Below are 13129 nucleotides of genomic sequence, written 5' to 3'. Positions count from 1 at the left end.
ACGAGATCACCCCGGGCAACTTCACCTTCCGCACCCGCGAGTTCGAGCAGATGGAGTGCGAGTTCTTCTGCAAGCCCGGCACCGACCTGGAGTGGTTCGCCTACTGGAAGGATTTCTGCAAGAACTGGCTGCTGAGCCTTGGCATCAAGGAGGAGAACCTCCGCCTGCGTGACCACGACCCCGCCGAGCTGGCCTTCTACTCCCGCGCCACCACCGACATCGAGTACGCCTTCCCCTTCACCGACTGGGGCGAATTGTGGGGCATCGCCGACCGCACCGACTACGACCTGGGCCGCCATCAGGAGGCCAGCGGCAAGAGCCTGGAGTACTTCGACCCCGAGACGAACGAGCACTACATCCCCTACGTCATCGAGCCGAGCCTGGGCGCCGACCGGGTGGCCCTGGCCTTCCTGTGCGAGGCCTACGACGAGGAGGTCGTGGACGAGGCCAAGAACGACAAGCGCGTGGTGCTGCGCCTGCACCCGGCGCTGGCCCCCTACAAGGCGGCGGTGCTGCCCCTGAGCAAGAAGCTGGCCGGGCAGGCCCGGCCCATCTGGCAGGAGCTGGCCAAGCACTTCATGGTGGACTACGATGAGACCGGCTCCATCGGCAAGCGCTACCGCCGCCAGGATGAGATCGGCACCCCGCTGTGCGTCACCGTGGACTTCGACACCTTCGGCGACGGCGAGAAGGCCGGCGACGGCTGCGTGACCATCCGCGACCGCGACACCATGGAGCAGGTGCGCCTGCCCATCGCCGAGGTCAGGGGCTACATCGAAAAGAAGATCGAGTTTTAAGGCCGTCTGGCCCTGAAACAGGGCGGGGCCTGCCGGCAGCGGCGGGCCCCGTTTGCAGCCAAGCGAGGAAAGAGTATGAACATCATCCGCCAGATACTCATCGTGTTCGGCGTCTGCCTTCTGGCAACGGCGGCCAGCGGCCTTTTGCCCTTCCCTTTGCCCGCCAGCGTGCTGGCCATCCTGCTGCTGGCGGCGCTTTTGGGCCTGGGGCTCGTGAAAGAGGGCTCGGTGGCCGGCCTGTGCGATTTTTTGCAGGGCCATCTGACCTTTCTGTTTTTGCCCGCGGGCGTGGGCCTTCTGGAGCATCTTGACCTGCTGGCTTCCAGCGGCGCCTCGCTGGCGGCGGTCTGCCTTGTGAGCGGCTTTTTCACCTTTGCCGCCGCCGCCCTCACCGTGCGGCTGGTGCAGCGCATCCAAAAGGGGGGCCGCCGTGAAGGAACTGATCTGTAATAACGCCGTGTTCGGCATCGTGCTCTGCGCGGCCTGCTGGCAGGCGGGCCTGTGGGCGGCGGCCAAAGCCAAGCACCCGCTGGTCCACCCGCTGGTGGTGGCCATCGCCCTGGCGGTGGCGGCGCTGGCCGCCTTCGACATCCCGCTGGAGTGGTTTTACCAGGGCGCGGGCTATCTGGACATGCTGCTGCTGCCCGCCACCGCGGCGCTGGGCCTTTCGGTCTGGCGGCAGCGGCGGGTGCTGAAAGAAAACTTCTGGCCGGTGGTGCTGGGCTGCGCCGCCGGCGCGGCGGCCAACGCCCTGGTGGCCGCAGGGCTTTGCCGCCTGCTGGCGCTGGACGCCTCGCTGGCAAACAGCGTCCTGCCCCACAGCGTCACCACCCCCATCGCCATCGCCCTCAGCGAGGCGGGGGGCGGCGTGCCCGCCGTGACCACCCTCTGCGTGCTTTTCACCGGCATCACCGGCGCGGCCTTCGCGCCGCTGCTGGTCAAGCTTTTCCGGCTGGAGGCCCAGCCGGTGGCGGCAGGCGTGGCCATCGGCTCGGCCAGCCACGCCATCGGCACCGGCCGGGCCATGGAGATGGGCCAGGTGCAGGGCGCCATGAGCAGCGTGGCCATCGGGGTGGCGGGCATCCTGACCACCCTGCTGTCGCTGGTGTGGTGAGGCTCTTTTGCGCCCATACTGAACACATTGCCGCCCGCCGAAGGCGGGGGAAAGGAGACAGAACATGGATAAGAAGCTGATGGAAAAATACGCCGAATTTATTGTGAAGGTGGGGGTGAACGTGAACCCCGGCCAGACTCTTATCATCCAGAGCCCGGTGGAGGCCGCCTTCTTCGCCCGGGAGTGCGCCGCCGCCGCTTTTAAGGCCGGCGCGGCGGACGTGGTGGTGAAATACTCCGACGAGCAGCTCGCCCGCATCCGCATGGACAAAGCCAGCGAAGAGACCCTCTGCGACGTGAAGCCCCACGTGCTGCGCAGCTATCTGGACTATGCGGAAAGCGAAGGGGGCGTGTGCGTTTTGAACATCCACGCCGACGACCCCGAGGCCTTCAAGGGCCTGGACGCGGGCAAGCTGAACCGGGTCAGCCTGGCCCGCCGCGCCGCGCTGGAGCCCTGGCGCAAATACACCATGAACGACCTCATCCAGTGGTGCGTGGTGGCCATCCCCAGCCCCGCCTGGGCGGCGGTGGTGTTCCCCGGCATGGAGCCGGGGGCCGCGGTGGAAAAGCTGTGGGAGCTGATCTTCCAGGTGTGCCGCATCGACGCGGACTCGGACCCCGTGGCCGTCTGGAAAGAGCACACCGCCCGCATGAGCCAAAACCGCGACAAGCTGAACGCCCTGAACCTTGAGAGCATCCACATGACCAGCGCGAACGGCACCGACCTGGTGGTGGGCCTTGCCGACACCCACAGCTGGGAGGGCGCGGCCAGCGTTGCGGCAAACGGCATCCCCTTCATCCCCAACATCCCCACCGAAGAGGTGTTCACCGCGCCCCACCGCCTGCATGTGGACGGCGTGGTCAAGGGCACCAAGCCCTATGTCTACAACGGCCAGCTGATCGAGGGCTTCTCGGTGACCTTCAAAGACGGCAGGGTGGTGGCCCACTCTGCCGAAAAGAACGACGCGCTGCTGGGCGAACTGCTGGCCAGCGACGAGGGCGCGGCCCGCATCGGCGAGATCGCCCTGGTGCCCGCCTCCAGCCCCATCAACCGCAGCGGCGTTTTGTTCTACAACACCCTTTTCGACGAAAACGCCGCCTGCCACATCGCCTTCGGCGCGGGCTACCCCGGCACCGTCAGGGGCGGCAACTCCATGAGCAAGGAGGAACTGCTGGCGCTGGGGGTGAACGATTCCGCCATCCACGAGGATGTGATGGTGGGCGCGGAGGACATGACCATCACCGGCCTGTGCAGGGACGGGCGCACCGTGACCATTTTCGAGAACGGCGAGTGGGCGCTGTGAGCCCGGAAGGGCCCAAAACCCGCAAAAAGAGCGAAAAACCGCGCCGCCAAAGGCTTGCAAAAGCCAAACGGGCGTGGTATAATGCCAAAGGTAAGAATGTTTGACTGGAGAGTGAGCCGCAAGGCTCGCTCTCTTTGCATGTTTGGGAGGTTTTGCCATGGCGAAAGGAAACGGCGGCAGAAATACGGCGCGCACGGTGGAGCAGCTGGTGCGCCCGGTGGTGGAGGGCATGGGCCTGCGCCTGTGGGACGTGCGCTTTGAAAAGGAAGGGCCGGACTGGTTTTTGCGCATCTTCATCGACCGGGACGCCCCGCTGGACACCGACACCTGCGAAGCGGTGAGCCGGGCCATCGACCCGGTGATCGACGCCGCCGACCCCATCGACCAGAGCTATTATATGGAGGTGGGCAGCCCCGGCCTCGGCCGCCGGCTCACCCGGCCGGAGCACTTCGGCCCCTATGTGGGCCAGAAAATTGCCACCCGGCTCATCCGCCCGAACGCGGACGGCGCGCGGGAGCTGGAGGGCACGCTGCTGGCCTTTGACGGCGGCCTCGTCACCCTGGAAGGCCCGGCGGGCCCCGCCGCCTTTGCCCTCGCGGACGCCAGCTTCGTGAAGCTGTGCGACGACGAGGATTTGTTCTGACCCCGGCGCTTTTGGCGCCTTTTCAAAATTCTACGGCCCACAATGCGGCCGGTCAAAATTGGAGGAAACAGAAAAAATGAACGCAGAGTTTTTTGAGGCCCTGAACATGCTTGGCAAGGAGCGGGGCCTCTCCCCGGAATACCTGGTGGAAAAGATCAAGGCCGCCATCGTCATCGCCGTCAAGAAGGACTACGAGGTGGAGGACGACAACGTGCTGGTGGAGATCGACCCCGACGCCGGCAAGTTCACCGTGAACCTGGTGCAGGACGTGGTGGAGGAGGTGGAGAACCCCCGCACCCAGCTGAGCCTTGAGCAGGCCCAGGCCATCCGCAAGACCTACCAGGTGGGCCAGCGGGTGGTGACCCCCCTCAAGACCAAGGAGTTCGGCCGCATCGCCGCCCAGACCGCAAAGCATGTCATCCGCCAGGGCATCCGCGAGGCCGAGCGCAGCCAGCTCTACAGCGAGATGCAGTCCAAGGCCCACGAGATCGTCACCGCCCAGGTGGTGCGCATCGACCCGGAAAAGGGCATCGTGGTGCTGGACATGGGCAAGGGCGAGGCGGTGCTGCCCCGCTCCGAGCAGGTGCCCGGCGAGGAGTTCTACGAGGGCCAGCACGTGCAGGTCTACGTCAAGGACGTGCTGGTCACCGAGCGCGGGCCCCGCATCATCATCAGCCGCACCAGCGAGCAGCTGGTCAAGCGGATGTTCGAGATGGAAGTGCCCGAAATTTTTGACGGCACCGTGGAGATCCGCGCCATCAGCCGCGAGGCGGGCGTGCGCACCAAGATGGCCGTCTGGTCCAAAGACGAAAACGTGGACCCGGTGGGCGCGTGCATCGGCGCCCACGGCGCCCGCGTCAACCAGATCGTGGAGCAGCTGCACGGCGAGAAGATCGACGTGGTGCGCTGGAGCGAGGACATCACCGAGTTCATCGGCGCGGCCCTCAGCCCCGCCAAGGTGCTGAAAGTCGAAATTCTCGAGGGCGAGCGCAAGGCCTGCCGGGTCACCGTGCCCGACCATCAGCTGAGCCTTGCCATCGGCAACAAGGGCCAGAACGCCCGCCTGTGCGCCCGGCTCACCGGCTACAACATCGACATCCGCCCCGAGAGCGGCTACTACGGCGAGGACACCGAGGACTGAACCTCTCTTTGCCGTTCATACTATCATAAAGAAAGGAAGCTGCCCCGTGCAACAACGAAAGATCCCGCTGCGGCGCTGCACCGGCTGCAATGAGCAGAAGCCCAAAAAAGAGCTGGTGCGGGTGGTCCGCAGCCCCCAGGGCGAGATCGCCCTGGACCGCGTGGGCAAAATGCCCGGCCGGGGCGCCTACCTGTGCCCCAGCGCCCAGTGCCTGGCCAAGGCCCGCAAGGCCAAGCGCCTGGAGCGGGCGCTGGAAGCGCAGATCCCGCCCGAGGTCTACGAGCGGATCGAACAGGAGATAGAAGGAGCCCAACGTGGAAACGAATAACCAAAGATTATTTTCAGCTCTGTCGCTGTGCAAAAAAGCGGGCAGGCTGGTGCTGGGCTTCGACGCCGTGATGGACAGCGCGCACCGGGGCAACGCCCATCTGGTGCTGCTGGCCAGCGATGTGAGCGAGGGCACCGCCAAGCGCGCGCGCCGGAACTGCGAGGGCCTGGCCCCCTGCCTGCAGATGCCCCTCGCCCAGGCGGACCTTGTGGCCCTCACCTGGAAAAAGGTGGGCGTCTACGCCGTCACCGACGAGCAGCTGGCCGTTTTGTGCCGCCGCAGCCTCGAGCAGAACAAGGAGGACAACGCATGATCATTAAATACAAAGTGAGCGAGGTCGCCAAAGACCTGAACAAACCCGCCAAGCAGATCGTCGACCTGCTGGCCGCCCTGGGGGGCGAGCCCAAGAAGGTGGGCGCCAACCTGGACGAGGCGGAGCTGAACTACGTTTTCGAGCGCCTGACCCAGGAGAACGCCGAGGCCGACCTGTCCGCCTATCTGGACAGCGCCCCCAAGCCCAAGCCCAAAGAGAGCGAGATCCTGAAAAAGGCCGACGGCACCGTGGTGGAGATGCCCCGCCCCAAGCACAAGGCGGAGAAGAAGGCCCAGGCCGCCGCCCCCGCGCCGAAGCGCGAGGTGGTGACCAAGGTGGTGGACACCCGCACCGTGGACGTGAACCTGGACAAGTTCAACGAGAAATACACCGAGCTGGCGGGCACCAAGAACGTGGAGAACCGCCGCAAGCCCACCCCGGCGGGCAACAAGCAGAAGTTCTCGAACAACAAGAACCGGGGCCGCCAGCCCTTCCAGAAGAAACGGGAGACCGAGGCCGAGCGGCTGCAGCGCATCCAGCTGGAAAAGGCCCGCAAGGCCCAGCTGAAGGTGCAGATCCCCGACGAGATCACCGTGGGCGAGCTGGCCAGCCGCCTCAAGCAGACCGCCAGCAACGTCATCAAGAAGCTGATGGGCCTCGGGGTGATGGCCTCCGTCAGCGAAGTGGTGGACTTCGACACCGCCTCCATCGTGGCCGAGGAGTTCGGCGCCAAGGTGGAAAAAGAGGTGCATGTCACCATCGAGGAGCGGCTGTTCGAGGTGGAAGAGGACAACGCCGCCGACCTGGTGGAGCGCCCGCCCGTCGTGGTGGTCATGGGCCATGTGGACCATGGCAAGACCTCCATCCTGGACGCCATCCGCAAGACCCATGTGACCGCGGGCGAGGCCGGCGGCATCACCCAGCACATCGGCGCCTACCAGGTGGTGGCCGGCGGCAAGACCATCACCTTCCTGGACACCCCCGGCCACGAGGCCTTCACCAGCATGCGCGCCCGCGGCGCCAACATGACCGACATCGCCGTCCTGGTGGTGGCCGCCGACGACGGCATCATGCCCCAGACGGTGGAGTCCATCAACCACGCCAAGGCCGCCCAGGTGTCGGTGATCGTTGCCATCAACAAGATGGATAAGCCCACCGCCAACCCCGAGCGGGTCATGGAGCAGCTCACCCAGTACGAGCTGGTGCCCGAGCAGTGGGGCGGCGACGTCATCTGCGTGCCCGTGTCCGCCCTCACCGGCCAGGGCATCCCCGACCTTCTGGAGAACATCAACCTGGTGGCCGAGGTGCGGGAGCTGAAGGCCAACCCGAACCGCCGCGCCAAGGGCGCCGTGGTGGAGGCCCGCCTGGACAAGGGCCAGGGCCCCGTGGCCACCATCCTGGTGCAGAACGGCACCCTGCACAAGGGCGACTGCATCATCGCCGGCACCGCTGTGGGCCGCGTGCGCACCATGAAGAACGACAAGGGCCAGTTCATCGAGACCGCCGGCCCCTCCACCCCCGTGGAGATCACCGGCCTCACCGAAGTGCCCGCCGCGGGCGATTTGTTCGACGCGGTGGCGGACGAGAAGCTGGCCCGCGAGCTGGCCGACAAGCGCGCCGCCGAGGCCAAGGAGCGCCAGTTCAGCACCTACCAGAAGGTCACCCTGGACAACCTCTTCAGCCAGATCGCCGAGGGCGAGCGCAAGGAGCTGGACATCATCGTCAAGGCGGACGTGCAGGGCAGCGCCGAGGCCGTGAAGCAGAGCCTGGAGAAGATCAGCAACGACGAGGTGCGGGTGAAGGTCATCCACACCGGCGTGGGCGCGGTGAACAAGTCCGACGTGATGCTGGCCAACGCCTCCGGCGCCATCATCATCGGCTTCAACGTGCGCCCCGACCCCGTGGCCAAGGAAGAGGCCGCCCAGGCCGAGGTGGAGATGCGGATGTACCGCGTCATCTACGACGCCATCAACGACGTCACCGACGCCATGAAGGGCATGCTGGCCCCCAAGATCCGCGAGGTGGAGCAGGGCCGCCTGGAAGTGCGCCAGGTCTACAAGATCAGCAGCGTGGGCCTTGTGGCCGGCAGCTATGTGCTGGAGGGCAAGATCACCCGCTCCAGCAAGATCCGCGTGGTGCGCGACGGCATCGTGGTCACCGAGGACGAGATCGCCAGCCTGCGCCGCTTCAAGGACGACGTGAAGGAAGTCGCCCAGGGCTACGAGTGCGGCGTGACGCTGGAGAAGTTCTCCGACATCAAAGAGGGCGACATCTTCGAGGCCTACATCCTGGAAGAGTATCGCGACTGACGAGGTGACAGGAATGCCCAATGCGAAAAATCAGGGCCGTCTGGCCCAGGATATGAAGCGGGAGCTGATCGGCATCGTGGGGCAGATGAAGGACCCCCGCCTTGCCGGCGGCCTGCTCACCATCACCCGGCTGGAAGTGACCCAGGACCTGGACCAGGCCCGGGCCTTCGTCAGCGTGCTGGGCGATGAGGAGGCCGCGAAACAGGCCGTGGCGGCGCTCAACCGCGCCGCAGGCCATGTGCGCACCGAAATTTCCCGCCGCATGCACATCCGCAAGGCGCCCCGCTTTGTGTTCCTGCGGGACGACGGCGCGGCCTACGCCGCCCACATCAACGAGCTGCTGGCCGGCCTCCACAAAGAGGAGGAAGGCTGAACGGCCCCGCCGCGCAGCGGCAAAATAAGGAGAAATCATGAGTGAGATTCTGGAATTGATGAGCCTGATCAGCCGCCTGCTCCACGCCGAGAACGTGCTGATCCTGTGCCACAAAAATCCCGACGGCGACACGGTGGGTTCCTCCGCCGCGCTGTATCACGCCCTCAAGGGCCTTGGCAAAACGGCGGCGCTGCTTTGCTCCGACCCCATCCCCGCCCGCTATTCCTACATGCAGGCGGAACAGTTCACCGGCCAGTTCGAGCCGGGCTATGTCGTTGCGGTGGATGTGGCGAGCATCCAGCTGTTCGGCGACGGCGTGAAGCCCTATTCCGACAAGGTGGACCTTTGCATCGACCACCACGGCTCCAACAGCGGCTATGCCGACGCGATGTATCTGGACGCGTCCGCCGCCGCCACCGCCGAGATCATCTACGAGCTTTTGCAGGCCATGCAGGCGCCCATCACCCCGGTCATCGCCGACTGCCTGTACACCGGCCTTTCCACCGACACCGGCTGCTTTTTGTTCGGCAACACCACCGCCCGCACCCACAAGGTGGCGGCGGCGCTGATGGAGGCGGGCGCCCGGGTGGAGGAGCTGAACCCCCTGCTGTTCGAGAACAAATCCAAGGGCCGCATCGCCATCGAGCGCACCGCCCTGGAAAATCTGGAATACTACTTTGACGAGCAGTGCGCCCTCATCTCCATGACGCGGGAGCAGATCGCCGCTTCCGGCGTTTCGGTGGAGGACCTGGAGGGCGTCACCGGCCTGCCCCGCAAGATCGAGGGCGTGCGGGTGGGCGTCACCCTGCGCCAGAACCCTTCCGGCAGCTACAAGGTGAGCATCCGCACCGTCAAAGGGGTGGACGCCTGCGCCATCGCCCGGCGGCTGGGCGGCGGCGGCCACGAACAGGCCGCCGGCTGCGAGCTGGAGGGGAATCTGGAGAACGCCAAGGCCGCCGTGCTGGCCGAGGTGGAAAAAGAGCTGACCCGCGGCGCAAAGGAGCAGCAATGAGCCCCCTGTGCGGCATCCTGCCGGTGGATAAGCCCGCCGGCTGGACCAGCTTTGACGTCATTGCAAAACTGCGGGGGGTGCTTGCCACCCGCAGGCTGGGCCACTCCGGCACCCTGGACCCCATGGCCACCGGCGTGCTGCCGGTGTTCGTGGGCATGGCCGCCAAGGCGGTGGACCTGCAGCCGGACCACGACAAGGCCTACCGGGCCGAGGTGCGCTTCGGCCTTTCCACCGACACTGGCGACGTCACCGGCGCCCCGGTGGCGGCAGGGGAGAACATCCCCGGCGCGGCGGCGGTGGAAAAGGCGCTGGCGGCCTTCCTGGGCCCCCAGATGCAGACCCCGCCCATGTATTCGGCGGTGAAGGTGGGGGGCGTGCCCCTCTACAAGCTGGCCCGCCAGGGCAAGACGGTGGAGCGGGCGGCGCGGCCGGTCACCTTCTACCGGCTGGAGCTGGTGGAACAGACCGCCCCCGACCGCTTCCTTCTCGACATCGAGTGCAGCAAGGGCACCTATGTGCGCACCCTGGTGGAAGATGTGGGCGCGGCTTTGGGCTGCCCTGCCTGCCTTTCGGCGCTGCGGCGCACCCGGGCGGGCGCGTTCACGCTGGAAGGCTGCGTCACGATGGAGGCCATCCAGGCCGCAAAAGACGCCGGGCGGCTGGAAACGCTGCTGCTGGGGGTGGACACGGTGTTCGCCCGCCTGCCCGCCGCCCAGGTGGGCGAAAAAGAGGCCGCCCGCCTTTTGAACGGCGCGCCGGTGCGCCGGCCGGGCCTTGCCGAAGGGCGCTGGCGGCTCTATTCCGGCGGGGCTTTCCTGGGCCTCGGCAAAGCGGAGGACGGCGTTCTGCGCGCCGAAAAACTGTTTGTGGAAAGGGCGTGAAACGCCTTGCAGATCTACCATCGGCTCACGGCCCTGCCGCCCGCCGCCTTCGGGCGGGGCAGCGCGGTGGCCCTGGGCTTTTTTGACGGGGTGCACATCGGGCACCGGGCGGTCATTTCCGCCGCGGTGGGCTGCGCCCGCGCCGAGGGGCTGGAGGCCGCAGTGTTCACCTTCAGCCTGCCCGCCGGCCATGCCATGAAGGGCGGCCGGCTCATCACCGACGGGGAGAAGCACCGCCGCATCCGGGAACTGGGGGCGGACCACTTCTTTGAGCCCGCCTTCGAGGAGTTTTGCGACCTTTCGCCCGAGGCCTTCGTCACCGGCGTGCTGGCCGGGCTGTACAACGCAAAGGCCGTTTTCTGCGGCGACAACTTCACCTTCGGCAAAAAGGCCGCCGGCAACGTGGAGGTGCTGCGCGCCCTCTGCGCGCCTTTGGGCATCCGGGTGGAAGTGGTGCCCATGGCCCTTTACAAGGGGGAGACGGTCAGCGCCACCCGCATCCGCGCCGCCCTGGCGGCGGGGGAGATGGGGGAAGCGGCCGCCATGCTGGGCCGGCCCTATGCCATCGATTTTGAAGTGCGCCACGGCAGGGGCCTGGGCCGCACGCTGGGCATGCCCACCATCAACCAGGTCTACCCGGAGGGCTTTCAGATGCCAAGGCTGGGGGTCTATGTGAGCCGGGTGCGGCTGGGCGGGCGCTGGCTGCCCTCGGTCACCGGCCTGGGCAGCCGGCCCACCGTGAACGACGACGCCAGCAGCATCACCTGCGAGACCTTCATCCCGGGCTTTGACGGCCAGCTCTATGGCCAAAAGGTCACGGTGGAGCTGCTGGACTACATAGCCGAGAGCCGCCGCTTTGAGAACACGGGCCAGCTGCGCGCCGCCGTGATGGCCTGGGCCGGCGAAGCCCGGCGCTGGTTTGCCCGCAAGGACCGGGAAATGGGCGAAACCCTCTTGTAATCGGCGTTCGGCTGTGTTATACTATTATGGCTACCGTGGCTCAGCGGGGGGTGTATGCTCTGCATCAGAGCGCCTCGCTGCCCTGCGCCGGGTCATCGGCAAATAAACTGAAACGAGGTAACAACAATGGAAGACAAGAAGACTGTCATCGAATCCGCCCGCGTGCATGAGACCGACACCGGTTCCCCCGAGGTGCAGGTGGCCCTGCTGACCGCCCGCATCAACCACCTGAACGAGCATCTGCAGGCCAACCCCCACGACCATCACAGCCGTCGTGGCCTGCTGAAGATGGTCGGCCGCCGCCGCAACCTGCTGGCCTACCTGCAGAAGAAGGACATCGAGCGTTACCGCGCCCTGATCGCCAAGCTGGGCCTGCGCAAGTAATCACAGTTACAAAAGGCAGGCGGTCGTTTGCACCGCCTGCCTTTTACCTGTTTTTCGGCTTTGGGCCGGAAAGCAGCCTTTTGCCCTTTGCACCGGCGGAGAGGCGTGTGTTTTTAGCGGTAAATCGAGGGCTTTTCGCCCGCCGAAAAACCCCGGATTTATTGCTAAAGCCACTCTCCCTCCGCACCAAACAGACCCGCGGCCCCCGGCCGCGAAAAAAACAGGAGGTATTTTCTATGGCTTTGGAATTTGCGTCCAAACACGAAACGTTCCCCCATTTCAAGACCTTCCAGATGGAACTGGCCGGCCGGCCCCTGGTGGTGGAGACCGGCAAGATGTGCGGCCTGTCCAACGGCAGCTGCCTGGTGCGCTACGGCGAGACCGCCGTGCTGTGCAACGTCACCATGAGCGAGAAGCCCCGCGACGGCATCGACTTCTTCCCCCTGAGCGTGGACTTTGAAGAAAAGCTCTACTCCGTGGGCCGCATCCCCGGCAGCTTCATGCGCCGTGAGGGCCGCCCCGGCGAGAAGGCCATCCTCACCAGCCGCGTGGTGGACCGGCCCATCCGGCCCCTGTTCCCCAAGACCATGCGCAACGACGTGTGCGTCACCATGACCGTCATGAGCGTGGACCAGGACTGCAGCCCGGAGATCACCGGCATGATCGGCACCTCCATCGCCCTGTCCATCTCCGACATCCCCTGGGCCGGCCCCATCGGCGGCGTGTTCATGGGCCTGGTGGACGGCGAGCTGGTGGTGAACCCCACCCTGGAGCAGCGTGAGAAGAGCGACCTGCAGCTCACCGTGGCCGCCACCGAGAAGAAGATCGTGATGATCGAGGCCGGCGCCAACGAGGTGGACGAGGCCACCATGCTGAACGCCATCAAGGCCGCCCACGCAGAGATCAAAAAGGTCATCGAGTTCATCAATGGCATCGTGGCCGAGATCGGCAAGCCCAAGAAGCCCTTCCAGGACATGGAGCTGGACCACGACCTGTTCGAGGCCGTGAAGGCGGAGTATCTGGACGAGTTCAAGGCCGCCATGGACACCGACGACAAGAACGTCCGCGACGCCCGTCTTGCCCCCATCCGCGAGAAGCTGGAGGCCCAGTATGCCGAGCAGTGGGGCGATTCCGCCATCGAAGAACTGATGTACAAGATGCAGAAGTTCGTGGTGCGCCGCTGGCTGCTGGACGAAGGCAAGCGCGTGGACGGCCGCGGCATCAACGAGATCCGGCCCCTGGCCGCCGAAGTGGGCCTGCTGCCCCGGGTGCACGGCAGCGGCATGTTCACCCGCGGCCAGACCCAGGTGCTCACCGTCACCACCCTGGGCTCCACCAAGGACAGCCAGCTGATGGACGACCTGGGCACCGAGCCCTACAAGCGCTATATCCATCACTACAACTTCCCGCCCTACTCCGTGGGCGAGGCCCGCGCCCCCCGCAGCCCCGGCCGCCGCGAGATCGGCCACGGCGCGCTGGCCGAGCGCGCGCTGGTGCCCGTGCTGCCCAGCGTGGAGGAGTTCCCCTACACCATCCGCCTGGTCAGCGAGGTGCTTTCTTCCAACGGCTCC

15 protein-coding genes are annotated in these 13129 nt (G+C 66.0%); all 15 read left to right on the top strand.

Translation table 11 applies throughout. The features are described from left to right. Positions 1-797 (top strand): glycine--tRNA ligase (locus tag ACH2AT_RS09225; RefSeq protein ID WP_394965444.1); only part of this gene is annotated, 797 nt, incomplete at its 5' end. Between the two features lie 75 nt (positions 798-872). Continuing rightward, the gene (locus tag ACH2AT_RS09220; protein WP_394965442.1) at positions 873-1247 is read left to right on the top strand and encodes a CidA/LrgA family protein; all 375 of its coding nucleotides are present in this window, start codon (positions 873-875) and stop codon (positions 1245-1247) included. Continuing rightward, the gene (locus tag ACH2AT_RS09215) at positions 1228-1911 is read left to right on the top strand and encodes an LrgB family protein (protein ID WP_394965441.1); all 684 of its coding nucleotides are present in this window, start codon (positions 1228-1230) and stop codon (positions 1909-1911) included. The genes ACH2AT_RS09220 and ACH2AT_RS09215 overlap by 20 nt, the downstream gene beginning before the upstream one ends. Before the next feature lie 64 nt (positions 1912-1975). After that, on the top strand, positions 1976-3214 hold the full coding sequence (locus ACH2AT_RS09210; protein ID WP_394965439.1) for an aminopeptidase: 1239 nt from the start codon (positions 1976-1978) through the stop codon (positions 3212-3214). A 157-nt stretch (positions 3215-3371) separates the two neighbouring features. Further along, positions 3372-3857 (top strand): ribosome maturation factor RimP, encoded by a 486-nt coding sequence (gene rimP / locus ACH2AT_RS09205; RefSeq protein WP_394965437.1) that lies wholly within the window; start codon positions 3372-3374, stop codon positions 3855-3857. A 76-nt stretch (positions 3858-3933) separates the two neighbouring features. Then, positions 3934-4998 carry a transcription termination factor NusA gene (nusA, locus tag ACH2AT_RS09200; protein ID WP_394965435.1) on the top strand — a complete coding sequence of 355 codons (1065 nt, stop codon included), beginning with the start codon at positions 3934-3936 and terminating at the stop codon, positions 4996-4998. Between the two features lie 46 nt (positions 4999-5044). Then, positions 5045-5326 (top strand): RNase P modulator RnpM, encoded by a 282-nt coding sequence (gene rnpM / locus ACH2AT_RS09195; RefSeq protein ID WP_394965433.1) that lies wholly within the window; start codon positions 5045-5047, stop codon positions 5324-5326. Next, on the top strand, positions 5313-5639 hold the full coding sequence (locus ACH2AT_RS09190; RefSeq protein WP_394965431.1) for a L7Ae/L30e/S12e/Gadd45 family ribosomal protein: 327 nt from the start codon (positions 5313-5315) through the stop codon (positions 5637-5639). Before rnpM ends, ACH2AT_RS09190 begins: the two co-directional genes overlap by 14 nt. Then, the gene (gene infB, locus ACH2AT_RS09185; RefSeq protein ID WP_394965429.1) at positions 5636-7948 is read left to right on the top strand and encodes a translation initiation factor IF-2; all 2313 of its coding nucleotides are present in this window, start codon (positions 5636-5638) and stop codon (positions 7946-7948) included. Before ACH2AT_RS09190 ends, infB begins: the two co-directional genes overlap by 4 nt. Before the next feature lie 13 nt (positions 7949-7961). Then, positions 7962-8321 (top strand): 30S ribosome-binding factor RbfA, encoded by a 360-nt coding sequence (gene rbfA / locus ACH2AT_RS09180; protein WP_394965427.1) that lies wholly within the window; start codon positions 7962-7964, stop codon positions 8319-8321. A gap of 37 nt (positions 8322-8358) precedes the next feature. Next, on the top strand, positions 8359-9333 hold the full coding sequence (locus ACH2AT_RS09175; RefSeq protein WP_394965425.1) for a bifunctional oligoribonuclease/PAP phosphatase NrnA: 975 nt from the start codon (positions 8359-8361) through the stop codon (positions 9331-9333). Then, positions 9330-10214, top strand: a complete 885-nt coding sequence (gene truB, locus ACH2AT_RS09170) for a tRNA pseudouridine(55) synthase TruB (RefSeq protein ID WP_394965423.1) — start codon at positions 9330-9332, stop codon at positions 10212-10214. Before ACH2AT_RS09175 ends, truB begins: the two co-directional genes overlap by 4 nt. A 6-nt stretch (positions 10215-10220) precedes the next feature. Then, the gene (locus tag ACH2AT_RS09165) at positions 10221-11174 is read left to right on the top strand and encodes a bifunctional riboflavin kinase/FMN adenylyltransferase (protein WP_394965421.1); all 954 of its coding nucleotides are present in this window, start codon (positions 10221-10223) and stop codon (positions 11172-11174) included. 126 nt (positions 11175-11300) lie between these two features. Next, positions 11301-11558 carry a 30S ribosomal protein S15 gene (gene rpsO, locus ACH2AT_RS09160; RefSeq protein WP_177522373.1) on the top strand — a complete coding sequence of 86 codons (258 nt, stop codon included), beginning with the start codon at positions 11301-11303 and terminating at the stop codon, positions 11556-11558. Between the two features lie 236 nt (positions 11559-11794). Next, positions 11795-13129: polyribonucleotide nucleotidyltransferase (locus ACH2AT_RS09155; protein WP_394965419.1), on the top strand; the 1335-nt coding region annotated here is incomplete at its 3' end.

It is taken from the genome of Candidatus Allofournierella excrementigallinarum (genome assembly GCF_944388085.1).
In the GTDB taxonomy this organism is placed as follows: Bacteria; Bacillota; Clostridia; order Oscillospirales; family Ruminococcaceae; genus Allofournierella_A; species Allofournierella_A excrementigallinarum.
The sequence above is the reverse complement of the archived record's forward strand: the minus strand, read 5'-3'. Positions and strand labels throughout refer to the sequence as shown.